The 15,791-nt window shown below is 70.9% G+C and carries 13 protein-coding genes; 10 read left to right on the forward strand and 3 right to left on the reverse strand.

The genetic code is table 11. The annotated features are described in order from the left end of the window. Positions 1-21: 21 nt before the first annotated feature. On the reverse strand, positions 22-678 hold the full coding sequence (locus AB0I52_RS03425; RefSeq protein ID WP_363068468.1) for an MBL fold metallo-hydrolase: 657 nt from the start codon (positions 676-678) through the stop codon (positions 22-24). A 10-nt stretch (positions 679-688) separates the two neighbouring features. After that, entirely contained in the window at positions 689-1,381 is a 693-nt protein-coding gene (locus AB0I52_RS03430) for a maleylpyruvate isomerase family mycothiol-dependent enzyme (RefSeq protein WP_363068470.1), read from the reverse strand. A 177-nt stretch (positions 1,382-1,558) separates the two neighbouring features. Between AB0I52_RS03430 and uvrA the strand changes: the two genes are divergently transcribed. Together uvrA and AB0I52_RS03440 are read left to right on the forward strand one after the other, a co-directional pair. After that, positions 1,559-4,618 (forward strand): excinuclease ABC subunit UvrA, encoded by a 3,060-nt coding sequence (uvrA, locus tag AB0I52_RS03435; protein ID WP_363068472.1) that lies wholly within the window; start codon positions 1,559-1,561, stop codon positions 4,616-4,618. Positions 4,619-4,868: 250 nt separating this feature from the next. Beyond that, positions 4,869-5,297, forward strand: coding sequence for a Rieske (2Fe-2S) protein (locus AB0I52_RS03440; protein WP_363068474.1), 429 nt, complete (start codon positions 4,869-4,871; stop codon positions 5,295-5,297). Between the two features lie 32 nt (positions 5,298-5,329). Here the strand turns inward: AB0I52_RS03440 and AB0I52_RS03445 are convergent, their stop codons facing one another. Continuing rightward, positions 5,330-6,256: a hypothetical protein gene (locus AB0I52_RS03445; protein ID WP_363068476.1), complete on the reverse strand. Its 927-nt coding sequence runs from the start codon at positions 6,254-6,256 to the stop codon at positions 5,330-5,332. A 226-nt stretch (positions 6,257-6,482) separates the two neighbouring features. Here AB0I52_RS03445 and AB0I52_RS03450 point away from each other — a divergent pair, with 226 nt between their 5' ends. From AB0I52_RS03450 to AB0I52_RS03485, 8 genes are all read left to right on the forward strand, one after another. Beyond that, entirely contained in the window at positions 6,483-7,094 is a 612-nt protein-coding gene (locus AB0I52_RS03450) for a papain-like cysteine protease family protein (protein ID WP_363068478.1), read from the forward strand. A gap of 4 nt (positions 7,095-7,098) precedes the next feature. After that, positions 7,099-8,001 carry a hypothetical protein gene (locus AB0I52_RS03455; RefSeq protein ID WP_363068480.1) on the forward strand — a complete coding sequence of 301 codons (903 nt, stop codon included), beginning with the start codon at positions 7,099-7,101 and terminating at the stop codon, positions 7,999-8,001. A gap of 131 nt (positions 8,002-8,132) precedes the next feature. Continuing rightward, positions 8,133-10,229, forward strand: a complete 2,097-nt coding sequence (gene uvrC / locus AB0I52_RS03460) for an excinuclease ABC subunit UvrC (protein WP_363068482.1) — start codon at positions 8,133-8,135, stop codon at positions 10,227-10,229. After that, complete coding sequence (rapZ, locus tag AB0I52_RS03465) at positions 10,226-11,191, forward strand: RNase adapter RapZ (RefSeq protein ID WP_363068484.1); 966 nt, start codon at positions 10,226-10,228, stop codon at positions 11,189-11,191. The genes uvrC and rapZ overlap by 4 nt, the downstream gene beginning before the upstream one ends. After that, on the forward strand, positions 11,188-12,222 hold the full coding sequence (yvcK, locus tag AB0I52_RS03470) for a uridine diphosphate-N-acetylglucosamine-binding protein YvcK (RefSeq protein ID WP_363068486.1): 1,035 nt from the start codon (positions 11,188-11,190) through the stop codon (positions 12,220-12,222). The genes rapZ and yvcK overlap by 4 nt, the downstream gene beginning before the upstream one ends. After that, positions 12,213-13,202, forward strand: coding sequence for a DNA-binding protein WhiA (gene whiA, locus AB0I52_RS03475; RefSeq protein ID WP_024494235.1), 990 nt, complete (start codon positions 12,213-12,215; stop codon positions 13,200-13,202). Before yvcK ends, whiA begins: the two co-directional genes overlap by 10 nt. 257 nt (positions 13,203-13,459) lie before the next feature. Continuing rightward, complete coding sequence (gap, locus tag AB0I52_RS03480; RefSeq protein WP_362962000.1) at positions 13,460-14,470, forward strand: type I glyceraldehyde-3-phosphate dehydrogenase; 1,011 nt, start codon at positions 13,460-13,462, stop codon at positions 14,468-14,470. Positions 14,471-14,577: 107 nt separating this feature from the next. Then, a complete protein-coding gene (locus AB0I52_RS03485) occupies positions 14,578-15,789 on the forward strand; it encodes a phosphoglycerate kinase (protein ID WP_363068488.1) in 1,212 nt (403 codons plus the stop codon). Positions 15,790-15,791: the final 2 nt, after the last annotated feature.

The following is a 15,791-nucleotide window of genomic DNA, read 5'->3' on the forward strand; positions in this document are numbered from 1 at the left end:
GCGGACGTCACCGGGGTCGTTTCACCAGCCGCGGGCGCGCCACTCGGGCAGCCTCGGACGCTCGTCGCCCAGCGTGGTGTCGCTGCCGTGGCCCGGGTAGACCCAGGTCTCGTCCGGCAGCGGGGCGAAGAGCTTGGTCTCCACATCGTGCAGCAGGCTCACGAACGCCTCGGGGTCCTCGAACGTGTTGCCGATCCCGCCCGGGAAGAGGCAGTCCCCGGTGAACAGGTGCGGAGCGCCCTGCGGGTCGTCGTAGATGAGCGCGATCGACCCCGGTGTGTGCCCGGCCAGATGGCGGGCGGTCAGGGCGACCCGCCCGACCCGGATGGTGTCGTTGTCCTCGACGAGCACATCGGTCGGGACCGGAATCCCCTCGGCGTCGTACCGCCCGGCGTACGTACGCGCGCCCGTGGCCGCCACGACCTCGCCCAGCGCCTGCCAGTGGTCACCGTGCCGGTGCGTGGTGACGACCGAGGCGATCGAGTCGTCACCGATCAGCCCCAGCAGGGTGCCGGCGTCGTTGGCCGCGTCGATCAGGAGCTGCTCGCCGGTGGCCCGGCAGCGCAGCAGATAGGCGTTGTTGTTCATCGGGCCGACGGCGACCTTGGAGATCATCAGATCCGTCAGCTCGTGCACGTCCGCCCGCCCGCCGACCTTGACCGCTCCGCTGTACGTCATGCCTCTCAGCCTATAGCGGGAGCAGCGCGGGCAGGGAGTGCCCGCCCTCGACGGTCAGTGCCGACCCGTCGCGGCGCCCGCTGAGCCAGCCGAGCAGCTCGGGGGCCGTACCGCGGACCGTGACGGGGCCGCCCTCCGCTCCGCCGCCTGTCGTCCAGGACCGGCCCTTGTCGTCGGCCACGCTTGTGGACACGACGTCCGGGTGCCCGGCGAACCGCTCGGCCAGGAAGTCGATCTCCCGGGCGATGAAGTCGTCGGGCAGATCCTCCAGCTCGTACCCCACCCCCAGGTCGACATGGTGCATCTCGACCTCGATGCGGCGGCGGAAGGGAATGAGGGAGGCGGAGTCCGTCACACCGTTGCGCAGCGCGACAGTGCGTGACCAGTCGGCCGGGGCCGAAGCGGCGGCCACGAAGCGGGCCGCGCTCTCCGACAGGTCGGCCAGCTGTTCGGCCCGCGGCCGGGGGGCGTCGCGCTCGATGTCGCGGTCGCGGGTTTCGCTGTCTGCGTACATCGGCCGGCCCTGGAGAACATTTACGAGCGCGTCGGCGTTACGTGAGAGGTGCGCGACGACATGACCCCGGCTCCAGCCCGGCAGTCGCGACGGCGAGGCGAGCGCGGAGTCGTCCAGTTTCTCCGTGGCGCTGAGCAGCCGTCCGGTCGCTTCACGTAGGGCGTCCAGGTCGTGCACGTGATCAATCATGGGGCCGAGCGTAGCCCCCCGCCACTCATTTGGGTGAAGGAGTTATCAGCCGTCCGTAAATCGAATGCGCGTGCTATACGCTCGGAGTCGAAAGCTCCGTACAACGCTGTGGCACCCCCCATACCCTGGGGCAGGGGCTCAGTTCCCCCGCTTCTCTCTAGAAAGGTGCGGACCGGCGTGGCCGACCGTCTCATCGTCCGTGGCGCTCGCGAGCACAACCTCAAGAACGTCTCGCTCGACCTTCCCCGCGACTCCCTCATCGTCTTCACCGGGCTCTCCGGATCGGGCAAGTCGTCGCTCGCGTTCGACACGATCTTCGCCGAGGGGCAGCGCCGTTACGTGGAGTCGCTCTCCTCGTACGCCCGGCAGTTCCTCGGCCAGATGGACAAGCCGGACGTCGACTTCATCGAGGGTCTGTCGCCCGCCGTCTCCATCGACCAGAAGTCGACCTCGCGCAACCCGCGCTCGACGGTCGGCACCATCACCGAGGTCTACGACTACCTCCGGCTGCTCTTCGCCAGGATCGGCAAGCCGCACTGTCCCGAGTGCCGCCGGCCGATCTCGCGCCAGTCGCCGCAGGCCATCGTGGACAAGGTGCTCGGCCTGCCCGAGGGGAGCCGTTTCCAGGTCCTCTCGCCGCTGGTGCGCGAGCGCAAGGGCGAGTTCGTCGACCTCTTCGCGGATCTGCAGACCAAGGGCTACAGCCGGGCCAGGGTCGACGGCGAGACCATCCAGCTCTCCGAGCCGCCCGCGCTCAAGAAGCAGGAGAAGCACACCATCGAGGTGGTCATCGACCGCCTCACCGTCAAGGACAGCGCCAAGCGCCGGCTGACCGACTCGGTCGAGACCGCGCTGGGCCTCTCCGGCGGCATGGTCGTGCTCGACTTCGTCGACCTCCCCGAGGACGACCCCGAGCGTGAGCGGATGTACTCCGAACACCTCTACTGCCCGTACGACGACCTCTCCTTCGAGGAGCTGGAGCCGCGCTCCTTCTCCTTCAACTCGCCCTTCGGCGCCTGCCCCGACTGCACGGGCATCGGTACGAGGATGGAGGTCGACCCGGAGCTGATCGTCCCGGACGAGGAGAAGTCCCTCGACGAGGGCGCGATCCACCCCTGGTCGCACGGCCACACCAAGGAGTACTTCGGGCGGCAGATCAACGCGCTCGCCGAAGCCCTCGGATTCCGTACGGACATCCCCTGGGCCGGGCTGCCGCAGCGCGCCAAGAAGGCCCTGCTGCACGGCCACAAGATCCAGACCGAGGTCCGCTACCGCAACCGGTACGGGCGCGAGCGCGCCTACACCACCCCCTCCTTCGAGGGCGCGGTGCAGTTCGTCAAGAGGCGGCACTCCGAGGCGGAGAGCGACTCCAGCCGGGAGCGCTTCGAGGGCTACATGCGCGAGGTGCCCTGCCCCACCTGTGAGGGCACCAGGCTCAAGCCGATCGTCCTCGCGGTGACGGTGATGGAGAAGTCCATCGCCCAGGTCGCGGCGATGTCGATCAGCGAGTGCGCCGAGTTCCTCGGCCGGATGAAGCTGAACGCCCGGGACAAGAAGATCGCCGAGCGGGTGCTCAAGGAGGTCAACGAACGGCTGAAGTTCCTGGTCGACGTCGGCCTGGACTACCTCTCGCTGAACCGCGCGGCCGGCACCCTGTCCGGTGGCGAGGCCCAGCGCATCCGGCTCGCCACCCAGATCGGCTCCGGCCTGGTCGGCGTGCTCTACGTGCTGGACGAGCCGTCCATCGGCCTGCACCAGCGCGACAACCACCGGCTGATCGAGACCCTGGTCCGGCTCCGCGACATGGGCAACACCCTCATCGTCGTCGAGCACGACGAGGACACCATCAAGGTCGCCGACTGGATCGTCGACATCGGCCCCGGCGCCGGTGAGCACGGCGGCAAGGTGGTCCACTCCGGATCGCTCAAGGAACTGCTGGCCAACGACAAGTCGATCACCGGTCAGTACCTGACCGGCAAGAGGTCGATCGCGATGCCCGACGTCCGGCGTCCCGTCGACCCCTCGCGCCTGCTCACGGTGCACGGCGCCCGGGAGAACAACCTCCAGGACATCGACGTCTCCTTCCCGCTCGGTCTGCTGACCGCCGTGACCGGTGTCTCCGGCTCCGGGAAGTCGACGCTGGTCAACGACATCCTCTACACCCACCTGGCGCGCGAGCTGAACGGCGCCAAGTCGGTCCCCGGCCGGCACACCCGGGTCGACGGGGACGATCTCGTCGACAAGGTGGTGCACGTCGACCAGTCGCCCATCGGCCGTACGCCCCGGTCCAACCCGGCCACGTACACCGGTGTCTTCGACCACGTCCGCAGGCTGTTCGCGGAGACGATGGAGGCCAAGGTCCGCGGCTACCTGCCGGGCCGGTTCTCCTTCAACGTCAAGGGCGGCCGCTGCGAGAACTGCTCCGGCGACGGCACCATCAAGATCGAGATGAACTTCCTGCCGGACGTGTACGTTCCGTGCGAGGTCTGCCACGGAGCGCGCTACAACCGGGAGACCCTGGAGGTCCACTACAAGGGCAAGTCCATCGCCGAGGTGCTGGACATGCCGATCGAGGAGGGCCTCGCGTTCTTCGAGGCCGTGCCGACCATCGCGCGGCATCTGCGGACGCTCAACGAGGTCGGGCTCGGATACGTCAGGCTCGGCCAGTCCGCGCCGACGCTCTCCGGCGGTGAGGCACAGCGGGTCAAGCTGGCGAGCGAGCTCCAGAAGCGCTCGACCGGCCGCACGGTGTACGTGCTCGACGAGCCGACCACCGGTCTGCACTTCGAGGACATCTCCAAGCTCATCAAGGTGCTCTCCGGGCTGGTCGACAAGGGCAACACGGTGATCGTCATCGAGCACAACCTCGATGTCGTCAAGACCGCCGACTGGGTCATCGACATGGGTCCCGAAGGGGGCAACGGCGGCGGTCTGGTCATCGCCGAGGGCACCCCGGAGTACGTGGCCGGTGTCCCCGCCAGCCACACCGGAAAGTTCCTCCAGGGCATCCTGGACGCGGACCGGGTCAGCGAGGCGGCCGTTCCCCCGGCCCGTAAGCCGGCCCGCAGGACGGCCGCGAAGAAGGCGGTCGCCGCGACCTCCGCCCCCGCCAGGAAGACGGCGACAGCGAAGACGGCCCGGAGCACCACGGCGAAGGCCGCCGGAACGGCCGCGGCGAAGAAGCCCGCGGCGAAGAAGACGGCCGCGAAGAAGGCGGCCGGCGCGCGCAAGGCCTGACGGCCGGCGAGGCGGTGGTTCCCGGCACCGGGAGCCACCGCCTCGCCGTGTGCCCGGAGCCGGCCGGCCCGCCACGGGGCCCCGGCCCGACGGCCACGGCTCTGACCAGGCACGACCGGGTGTGACCGGGCCGGGCGCAGGGGCGTCGGTCTCCGCCGGTATCGTCGGTTACGTCACCGATGCCTCCGCTGGCTCTGCTGTCCCGGGCACCTCTGGCGCACCGAAATCCCCTCCGACCAGTGGAGACCGCATGCCCGGCCTGCCCGCCGCCCGCCGTACCGTGCTGAAGGGCGCCGCTCTCGCGGGCGTCGCCGGGCTGGGAGCGGCCGCCTGCTCGACCGACTCGAAGCTCGGGCACGCCCAGACGCCGACCCCCACCGCACCTGTCGAGCTCGGCGCCCCGGACGAGATCCAGGTCGGCCAGTCCAAGCTCTACCGCGAGCAGCGCGTCATCGTCAGCTGCCCGGCCAAGGGCGAGTACAAGGCGTTCAGCGCCCAGTGCACCCACGCGGGCTGCCTGCTGGACAAGGTCGAGGAGAACGAGGGGCACTGCCCCTGCCACGGCAGCCTCTTCGACACCACCACCGGCAAGGCCGTGCACGGTCCGGCGACCGTGCCGCTGCCCTCCGTCCCGGTCCGGGTCGAGGGCGGCCGGCTGGTCGTGGGCCCCAAGGCCTGAACCGGCCGGCCCGGCAGCGGCGGCGGCCCGTCTCACTCCCAGTCCCAGTCGATGCCGACCAGACCGGGCCGCACCCCCTGCTCCACCAGATGGACCGTCCGGTGCCGGCCGGTGAGGGTGAGGTCCGTCCGGGCGCCGCGCGGCGCGCCCGTGGACACCTGGGCGAAGCGCCGGCACCGTACCGGCAGCGCCTCCTCGTCGAACCGGACCTGGAGCACGTACTGCCCGCCGCCGAAGCTGAAGCCGCGCACGTACTCGCCGCACGGCCCTCCCGTACCGTCCTCGAAGCCGTAGCCGAAGAGGTACGTCTCGCCCGCCCGCAGCCGGGTGTCGAAGAGCAGCTCGGCGACCAGCACCCCCGTCTCCGCGTCCCAGCGGATCCGCCCCGTCCGGCAGTTCTCCCGGGCGCTCACCCCGACCCGGGCCGGATCGCAGCCCGGATCGCCGCGGTACACGGCGAGATAGCGGTCGATCCCGTCGCGGTGGGCGCGCACCACGTGCTGGGAGCTCCGGCGCTGCATCCGGCGGCCGGGCCCGATCCGTACCCGCTCCTGGTGCCCCACCGTGTGCAGCCCGCCGTCCGCGGGTGACTCCATCGTGGTGAGCAGCCGCTCGACCGCGCCGGACGCGTCCACCAGGGAACGGTACGAGCGGGCCGGCGGACGGTCGGCCTCGGTGCGGGGCTCCCCGGCCCCCAGCAGCCCGAGCAGCGAGTTCCCCGGCAGCCCCAGCACCTCCTCCAGCGCCTTCACGGCCCGCAGGGACTCGGGGCGCTGCGGGCGCCTGGCCCCCTGCTGCCAGTAACTCAGGCTGGTCACACCGACCTTGACCCCGAGGTGCGCCAGATGGTGCTGCACCCGCTGGAGCGGCAGTCCGCGCACCGAGAGCGCGGTGCGCAGCGCCAGGTGGAACGGGCCGGTGTGCAGCACCTGCGCCAGTTCGGCCTCGGTGTGCTGCATGGGTCCTCCAGGTGAACGTTCACGTCGTGCGGGAGCGGGGCCGCGCCGACGGATGCCGGTCCGCAGGTGGCCAGGGGGAGGCGTTCACGCGTCCGCCCCTGGCGTTCACACCGCGGTGTTCCCCCGCATTGAAGCGTGTTGACCCGTTCCCGACAACGGTTGATGCTCCTCGGCAGCGTCCGGACGCGCTCCTTGGAACCCCCACCCCCCGCCCCGGGAGGACCTCATGCGCAACCGAAGAGTCAGGCCCCGACGGCTGTCGGTCACGGCCGTACTCGCCGCCCTGCTGCTCGCCGTACCCGCGGCGACCGCCACCGCGTCGGAGCCGAACCGCTCCGCACCGACCGCCACGCTCGCCGCGGCCCAGCGGCTGAACATCACCATGCAGGCCCAGCAGAAGACCAACTGGTGCTGGGCCGCGTCGGGCAACACCGTCGCCGCCTGGTACGGCCGCAACTACGCCCAGAACGAGTTCTGCAACGCCGCGTTCGGCCGGGCCCAGGGCTACGAGTGCCCCAACTCGCAGGCCTCGCTCGGCAACGTCCAGAACGGTCTGTCCTGGGCGGGCATCAGCCCCGGTTCGTACGTCACCGGCTGGCTGCGCTATCCCACCGTGCAGGCCGAGATCGCCGCCGGGAGGCCGGTGGAGACCCGCATCCAGTGGTCATCGGGCGGCGGCCACATGCACGTCCTGTACGGCTACGACGACGCGAACAGCTGGGTCTACTGGGGCGATCCCTGGCCCTCCGACAACCGCTACAACTGGGCGTCGCACGCCTGGTACGTGAACAACAGCGAGTTCTCCTGGACCCACTCGCTCTACCGGATCGGGGCGTGACGGCATGACCTCCACCGGAATCCCGGTTCACCCCGCCGCACGCACCGCGCGCTCCGCCGCGGCGGCCCTCGCCGCGGCCGGCGTGCTGGCCGGGTCCGCACTGCTCACCGTCGCCGCCCCGCAGGCGGCCGCCGCCACCGGCCCCGCGGCCACTCCGGCGGCCCTGGCAGCGGCCCACGAGGCGGCCACCGACGCCGCCACCCTGGACACGCTGTCCCGGTTCTTCGCCCGGAAGGGCGCGGTCACCCGGGCGGCGGCCGCGCCGCGGATCGAGGGCGCGGCCGTGCCCGTACGCACCCTGGCCGCGGACTTCGTCGCCGGTGAACCGGGGGCCCCGGTCGCCGGCCTGGACTACCTCGCCAGCACCGCCGTCTCCTCGGACGGGCAGAAGGCGTCCCTGTGGACGCTGCCCGAGCCGGGGAAGGACGGCCGGTGGCAGGTGGTGAACATCGCCACCGGCGACGACGAGGCCCGGTACACGGCCGCGGGCGCCCGCGAACTGCCCGGCGGCATCGTCTTCCGGGAGCCGCAGATCAACGCCTGGTACGTCCAGAAGGGCAACCGGGTGCTCCCGCTGGACCAGGACGCGGTGAACGCGGTCGGAGAGCGGGGCACCACCCTGGCCGCCTACCGCACCCGGGTGCGCGCCGCGTACGCGGACAAGCTCCCCGGCTCCCGATACGCCCGCTCGGGCCGGGCGGGCGGCTACGGACCCGCCGGAGCGGAACCGGCCGCCGGACACCCTGCTGCCGCCGCCCGGCCGGGGCCGGCCATCGCGGCGGACACCGGCGCTGACCAGGGAGCGGACACCGCGCTGACGGCGGCCTCCGGCGCCGCGGCGGCGGGCGCCGCCGCCGTGCTCGGCCTCTGCGGCGCGAAGGCCCTGCGCCGCCGCCGGGCCAGGTGAGCGGCTGACCGCGGGAGCCGCCCGCGCCCGATGACCCCGTGCTCCGGGGCGCGTACCCGACGCGCGCCCCGGAGCACGGTGCCGTCCACGGGCACGCCGCGCTGTCACTGCCCGCAAGTAGGGTGGGAGACATGGCAGACCCCTCCAGCTACCGCCCCAGGCCGGGACAGATCCCCGACTCCCCGGGGGTCTACAGGTTCCGCGACGAACACCGCCGGGTGATCTACGTCGGGAAGGCGAAGAACCTGCGCCAGCGCCTGGCCAACTACTTCCAGGACCTGTCGGGCCTCCATCCGCGTACGCGCACGATGGTGACCACCGCCGCGTCCGTGGAGTGGACCGTCGTCTCCACGGAGGTCGAGGCGCTCCAGCTGGAGTACTCCTGGATCAAGGAGTACGACCCCAGGTTCAACGTCAAGTACCGCGACGACAAGAGCTATCCGTACCTCGCGGTCACGCTCAACGAGGAGTTCCCGCGCGTCCAGGTCATGCGCGGGGCCAAGAAGAAGGGCGTGCGCTACTTCGGCCCGTACGGTCACGCCTGGGCGATCCGCGAGACGGTCGACCTGATGCTGCGCGTCTTCCCCGTCCGCACGTGCTCCGCCGGGGTGTTCAAGAACGCCGCCAGGACCGGCCGCCCCTGCCTCCTCGGCTACATCGGCAAGTGCTCGGCCCCCTGCGTCGGCCGGGTGACTCCACAGGAGCACCGCGAACTCGCCGACGACTTCTGCGACTTCATGGCCGGCCGCACCGGCGCGTACATCCGCCGCCTGGAGAAGGACATGATGGCGGCGGCCGAGGAGATGGAGTACGAGCGGGCGGCCCGGCTCCGCGACGACGCCGAGGCGCTCAAGCGCGCCATGGAGAAGAGCGCCGTCGTGCTTGCCGACGCCACCGACGCCGACCTCATCGCGGTCGCCGAGGACGAGCTGGAGGCCGCGGTCCAGATCTTCCACGTCCGGGGCGGCCGGGTGCGCGGGCAGCGCGGCTGGGTCACCGACAAGGTGGAGAACGTCGACACCTCCGGACTGGTCGAGCACGCGATCCAGCAGTTGTACGGCGAGGAGGCCGGGGACGCCGTCCCCAAGGAGGTCCTCGTCCCGGCCCTCCCCGAGGACCCCGACGCGGTCTCCCAGTGGCTGGCCGGCCGCCGGGGCTCCCAGGTCAGCCTGCGCATCCCGCAGCGCGGCGACAAGAAGGACCTGATGGCCACGGTCCAGCGCAACGCCCAGCAGGCCCTGGGGCTGCACAAGACCAAGCGGGCGTCCGACCTGACGACCCGCTCCCGGGCCCTGGAGGAGATCTCCGAGGCGCTCGGCCTGGACACGGCACCGCTGCGCATCGAGTGCTTCGACATCTCCCACCTCCAGGGCGACGACGTGGTGGCGTCGATGGTGGTCTTCGAGGACGGGCTGGCCCGCAAGGGGGAGTACCGCCGCTTCCAGATCAAGAGCTTCGAGGGACAGGACGACGTCCGCTCGATGCACGAGGTGATCGGCCGGCGCTTCCGGCGCTACCTCCAGGAGAAGGAGCGCACGGGGGAGTGGGAGGAGACCCCGGCGGACCCGGGCCCCGCGCAGACGGGCCCCGCGCAGACGGGCCCCGTGCAGACGGGCCCCGTGCAGACGGGCCCCGCGCCCACGGACTCCGCGCCCGGGAGCCCCGCCCCGGACTCCGCCGCCGAACCCCGCGAGGACGACGGCCGCCCCAAGCGGTTCGCCTACCCGCCGCAGCTCCTCGTGGTCGACGGCGGGCAGCCCCAGGTCGCCGCGGCCAAGCGGGCGCTGGACGAGCTGGGGATCGACGACATCGCGGTCTGCGGCCTCGCCAAGCGCCTCGAAGAGGTCTGGCTGCCCGATGACGACGACCCGGTGGTCCTGCCCCGCTCCAGCGAGGGCCTCTACCTCCTCCAGCGCATCCGCGACGAGGCGCACCGTTTCGCCATCACCTACCAGCGCGCCAAACGGGCCAAGCGCATCCGTTCCAGCCCCCTGGACGCCGTCGCCGGTCTGGGCGAGACCCGGAAGCAGGCCCTCATCAAGCATTTCGGCTCCGTGAAGAAGCTGAGGCAGGCGACAATCGACGAGATCTGCGAGGTTCCGGGGATAGGCCGCAGGACGGCGGAATCAGTGGCCGTCGCGCTGGCCTCGACCACCCCGGCCACGCCCGCCGTGAACACGGCCACAGGAGAGATCATTGAAGAGGACGACGGGGGCAGTACGACATGACTGAGCGCGAACATGAACAAGGGCACGACCGCACCGACCGAGCAGACGGAGCAGGACACGTGAGTACGGGTACCCCGGCCGAGACGGGCGACAGCACGGTGGCCATCCCCGAGCTGGTGATCATCTCCGGTATGTCGGGCGCCGGACGCAGCACCGCGGCCAAGTGTCTGGAAGACCTCGGCTGGTTCGTCGTGGACAACCTGCCGCCCGCGCTGATCCCCACCATGGTGGAGCTCGGCGCCAGGTCCCAGGGCAACGTGGCCCGGATCGCCGTCGTCGTCGACGTACGGGGCCGCCGCTTCTTCGACAACCTCCGGGAGTCCCTCGCGGACCTGGAGGCCAAGGGCGTCACCCGGCGGATCGTCTTCCTGGAGACCTCCGACGACGTGCTGGTCCGCCGCTTCGAATCGGTCCGCCGGCCGCACCCCCTCCAGGGCGACGGCCGCATCGTCGACGGCATCGCCGCCGAGCGCGACCTGCTGCGCGAGCTGCGCGGCGACGCCGACCTGGTGATCGACACCTCCAGCCTCAACGTCCACGAGCTGCGCGCCAAGATGGACGCCCAGTTCGCGGGCGACGAGGAGCCGGAGCTCCGCGCCACGGTGATGTCCTTCGGCTTCAAGTACGGGCTGCCGGTCGACGCCGACCTGGTGGTGGACTGCCGCTTCCTGCCCAACCCGCACTGGGTCCCCGAGCTGCGCCCCTTCACCGGGCTCAACGAGGAGGTATCCGCGTACGTCTTCGACCAGCCGGGTGCCAAGGAGTTCCTCAACCAGTACACGGAGCTGCTCCAGCTCATCGCCGCCGGATACCGCCGCGAGGGCAAGCGCTACGTGACCATCGCCGTGGGCTGCACGGGCGGCAAGCACCGCTCCGTCGCGATGTCGGAGAAGCTTTCGGCCCGGCTGGCCACCGAAGGGATCGAGACCGTGCTCGTACATCGGGACATGGGGCGCGAGTGACCAGCCGCACCATACGTCTGCGCCGGCTGCGCAGGGCCACCTCCGCGCTGTCCGGCCGCAAGGGCGGCGCACAGCCCAAGGTCGTCGCCCTCGGCGGCGGCATGGGGCTGTCCGCCTCACTGACGGCGCTGCGGCGGATCACGGGTGATCTGACCGCCGTCGTCACCGTCGCCGACGACGGCGGCTCCAGCGGCCGGCTCCGCGAGGAGCTGGGCGTACTGCCGCCCGGCGATCTGCGCAAGGCGCTGGCCGCCCTGTGCGGCGACGACGACTGGGGCCAGACCTGGGCCCAGGTCATCCAGCACCGCTTCCAGTCCAAGGGCGACCTTCACGAGCACGCGGTCGGCAACCTGCTGATCGTCGCCCTGTGGGAGCAGCTCGGCGACCACGTCCAGGCCCTGGACCTGGTCGGCAAGCTCCTCGGGGCGCAGGGCCGGGTGCTGCCGATGTCCGCCGTGCCCCTGGAGCTCCAGGCGCTCGTACGGGGACACGACCCGCAGCGCCCGGACGAGGTGCAAACGGTGCGCGGGCAGGCCACCGTGGCGCTCACCCCGGGCGAGGTGCAGTCCGTGCATGTCGTCCCGGCCGACCCGCCGGCCGTCCCGGAGGCGGTCGCCGCGGTCCTGGACGCGGACTGGGTGGTGCTCGGTCCCGGGTCCTGGTTCTCCTCGGTCATTCCGCATCTGCTCGTCCCCGATCTGCTGGACGCGCTGATCGAAACGAAGGCCCGAAAGGTCCTCTCGCTGAACCTCGCGCCGCAACCCGGTGAAACAGATGGCTTCTCTCCGCAGCGTCATTTGGAGGTTTTGGGACGACACGCCCCTAAACTCGCCTTGGACGTGGTGCTGGCCGACGAGGCTGCCGTGCCCGACCGCGAGTCCCTCTCCGATGCCGCAGAACGGCTCGGTGCCGCGGTCGAGCTGGCGCCGGTGGCCTCACCCGACGGCGTTCCGATTCATGATCCGGAGCTGTTGGCCGCCGCGTACGACCGTATTTTTCGGATGCATGGAAGGATCGGCCCATGGCGATGACGCCAGCGGTGAAGGACGAAATCTCTCGGCTTCCCGTAACCCGGACCTGCTGCAGGAAGGCAGAAGTCTCGGCGATTCTTCGGTTCGCGGGTGGGCTGCACCTGGTGAGCGGCCGGATTGTGATCGAGGCGGAGCTGGACACCGCGATGGCGGCGCGCCGGCTGAAGCGGGACATTCTCGAAATCTTCGGGCACAGCTCGGAGCTGATCGTGATGGCACCCGGCGGGCTGCGGCGCGGCTCCCGCTACGTCGTACGGGTGGTGGCGGGCGGCGACCAGCTGGCCCGGCAGACGGGTCTGGTGGACGGCCGCGGCCGTCCCATCCGCGGGCTTCCCCCACAGGTGGTCTCGGGGGCCACCTGTGATGCCGAGGCCGCCTGGCGCGGGGCCTTCCTGGCGCACGGCTCGCTCACCGAGCCGGGGCGCTCCTCCTCACTGGAGGTGACCTGCCCGGGGCCGGAGGCGGCGCTCGCGCTGGTCGGTGCCGCCCGGCGGCTCTCCATCGCGGCGAAGGCCCGCGAGGTGCGCGGCGTGGACCGGGTCGTCGTCCGCGACGGCGACGCGATCGGCGCCCTGCTCACCCGGCTGGGCGCCCATGAGTCGGTGCTCGCCTGGGAGGAGCGGCGGATGCGGCGCGAGGTCCGCGCCACCGCCAACCGCCTCGCCAACTTCGACGACGCGAACCTGCGCCGTTCGGCCAGGGCCGCGGTGGCCGCTGGTGCCCGGGTGGGGCGTGCGCTGGAGATCCTGGGCGAGGAGGTGCCCGAGCACCTCGCGGCGGCCGGACGGCTGCGCATGGAGCACAAGCAGGCCTCCCTGGAGGAGCTGGGCGCCCTCGCCGATCCGCCGCTGACCAAGGACGCCGTCGCGGGCCGTATCCGCCGGCTCCTCGCGATGGCCGACAAGCGGGCCCAGGACCTGGGGATCCCGAGCACGGAATCCACCCTCAGCGAAGAGCTGGCCGACGGCCTGGTCGGCTGATCAGGGCCCCCGCCGGCGGACCGGAGCAGGAACGCGCCACGTTCCCGGGGGCGTTGACACTGCGTAATCGTCGCAGCGGGCGGGGGAGGGCAACCGGAGGCCGTACTCCTACTGGGGAGTACGGGCCTTTGCCCTTCCTCCCGCCCCGCTCGATGTCACTCCCGGGGCCTCGGAGGGGTAGTGTCGTAGGCGGTCGGGGACATCCCATACAACACGCCGGCGTCGAAAACCGGCGTACCTAACGAGGAGATCGGTTCGTGACGATCCGCGTAGGCATCAACGGCTTTGGCCGCATCGGTCGTAACTACTTCCGCGCGCTGCTGGAGCAGGGTGCGGACATCGAGATCGTGGCTGTCAACGACCTGGGTGACACTGCGACCACGGCTCACCTGCTGAAGTACGACACCATTCTGGGTCGTCTCAAGGCCGAGGTCAGCCACACCGCCGACACCATCACCGTCGACGGCCACACCATCAAGGTGCTTTCCGAGCGCAACCCGTCGGACATTCCGTGGGGCGAGCTGGGCGTCGACATCGTGATCGAGTCGACCGGCATCTTCACCAAGAAGGCCGACGCCGCCAAGCACATCGCCGGCGGCGCCAAGAAGGTCCTCATCTCGGCTCCGGCCAAGGACGAGGACATCACCATCGTGATGGGCGTCAACCAGAACAAGTACGACGCGGCCAATCACCACGTCATCTCCAACGCCTCCTGCACCACCAACTGTGTGGCGCCGATGGCCAAGGTTCTCGACGAGAACTTCGGCATCGTCAAGGGCCTGATGACGACGGTCCACGCGTACACGAACGACCAGCGGATCCTGGACTTCCCGCACTCGGACCTGCGCCGCGCCCGCGCCGCCGCCGAGAACATCATTCCGACCACGACCGGCGCCGCCAAGGCGACCGCTCTGGTCCTTCCGCAGCTCAAGGGCAAGCTCGACGGCATCGCGATGCGTGTCCCGGTCCCGACCGGTTCCGCCACCGACCTCGTCGTCACCCTGGAGCGCGAGGTCACCAAGGACGAGGTCAACGCCGCGTTCAAGAAGGCCTCCGACGACGGCGACCTCAAGGGCTTCCTGACGTACACCGAGGACCCGATCGTGTCCTCGGACATCGTCGGTGACCCGTCGTCCTGCACCTTCGACTCCTCCCTGACCATGGTCCAGGAGGGCAACACGGTGAAGATCCTCGGCTGGTACGACAACGAGTGGGGCTACTCCAACCGCCTCGTCGACCTGACCGTCTTCGTCGGCAGCCAGCTCTGACCTTCGAACCGGCAGGCACCTCGATGTGAGTACGGGGCTCGAACAGCGCAATGAAGCGCCGTTCGAGCCTCGTTGCATGTCCCTCGTCCTTCCAAGGAGTCCAGAAGATGAAGACCATCGACGAACTTCTCGCCGAAGGGGTCACCGGCAAGCGCGTATTCGTCCGCGCCGACCTCAACGTGCCGCTCAGCGGCACCACCATCACCGACGACGGTCGCATCCGCGCCGTGCAGCCGACCGTGGAGAAGCTGGCCGCGGCCGGTGCCCGGGTCGTCGTCGCCTCGCACCTGGGCCGCCCCAAGGGCGCCCCGGACCCGGCGTTCTCGCTGGCGCCCGCGGCCACCCGGCTCGGCGAACTGCTCGGCACCGACGTGGCCTTCGCGACCGACACGGTCGGCGAGTCCGCCCGTGCCACGGTCACCGCTCTCACCGACGGCAAGGTCGCCGTCATCGAGAACCTCCGCTTCAACGCCGGCGAGACGTCGAAGGACGACGCCGAGCGCGGCGCGTTCGCCGACCAGCTGGCCGAGCTCGCCGACGTGTACGTGGGTGACGGCTTCGGCGCCGTGCACCGCAAGCACGCCTCGGTCTTCGACCTGCCGGCCCGGCTGCCGCACGCGGCGGGCGACCTGATCGCCACCGAGGTCGGCGTCCTGAAGAAGCTCACCGACGACGTGCGGCGGCCCTACGCGGTCGTGCTCGGCGGCGCCAAGGTCTCCGACAAGCTCGGCGTCATCGACCACCTCCTGGAGCGGGCCGACCGCATCCTCATCGGCGGCGGCATGGCGTACACCTTCCTCAAGGCCCAGGGCCACGAGGTCGGCAGCTCGCTGCTCCAGGAGGACCAGATCCCGGTCGTGCTGGAGTACCTCAAGCGCGCCGAGGAGAAGGGCGTGGAGTTCGTGCTCCCCGTCGACGTCGTGGTCGCCCCGGCGTTCCCCGACCTCAGGACCAAGGCTCCGGCCCACCCCACCACCGTCGCCGCCGACGCCATGCCGGCCGGCCAGATGGGGCTGGACAACGGTCCGGAGACCAACAAGCTCTACGCATCGAAGCTCGCCGACGCGGCCACCGTCTTCTGGAACGGCCCGATGGGCGTCTTCGAGCACCCCGATTTCGCCGAGGGCACCAGGGCGGTCGCCCAGGCCCTCGTCGACTCGTCCGGCTTCAGCGTGGTCGGCGGTGGCGACTCCGCCGCGGCCGTCCGCATCCTGGGCTTCGACGAGAACGCGTTCGGACACATCTCGACCGGTGGCGGCGCCAGCCTCGAATATCTTGAGGGCAAGACGCTTCCCGGCCTCGCCGCACTGGAGGACTGACC

The sequence above is a fragment of the Streptomyces sp. NPDC050423 genome (assembly GCF_040655445.1).
In the GTDB taxonomy this organism is placed as follows: Bacteria; Actinomycetota; Actinomycetes; order Streptomycetales; family Streptomycetaceae; genus Streptomyces.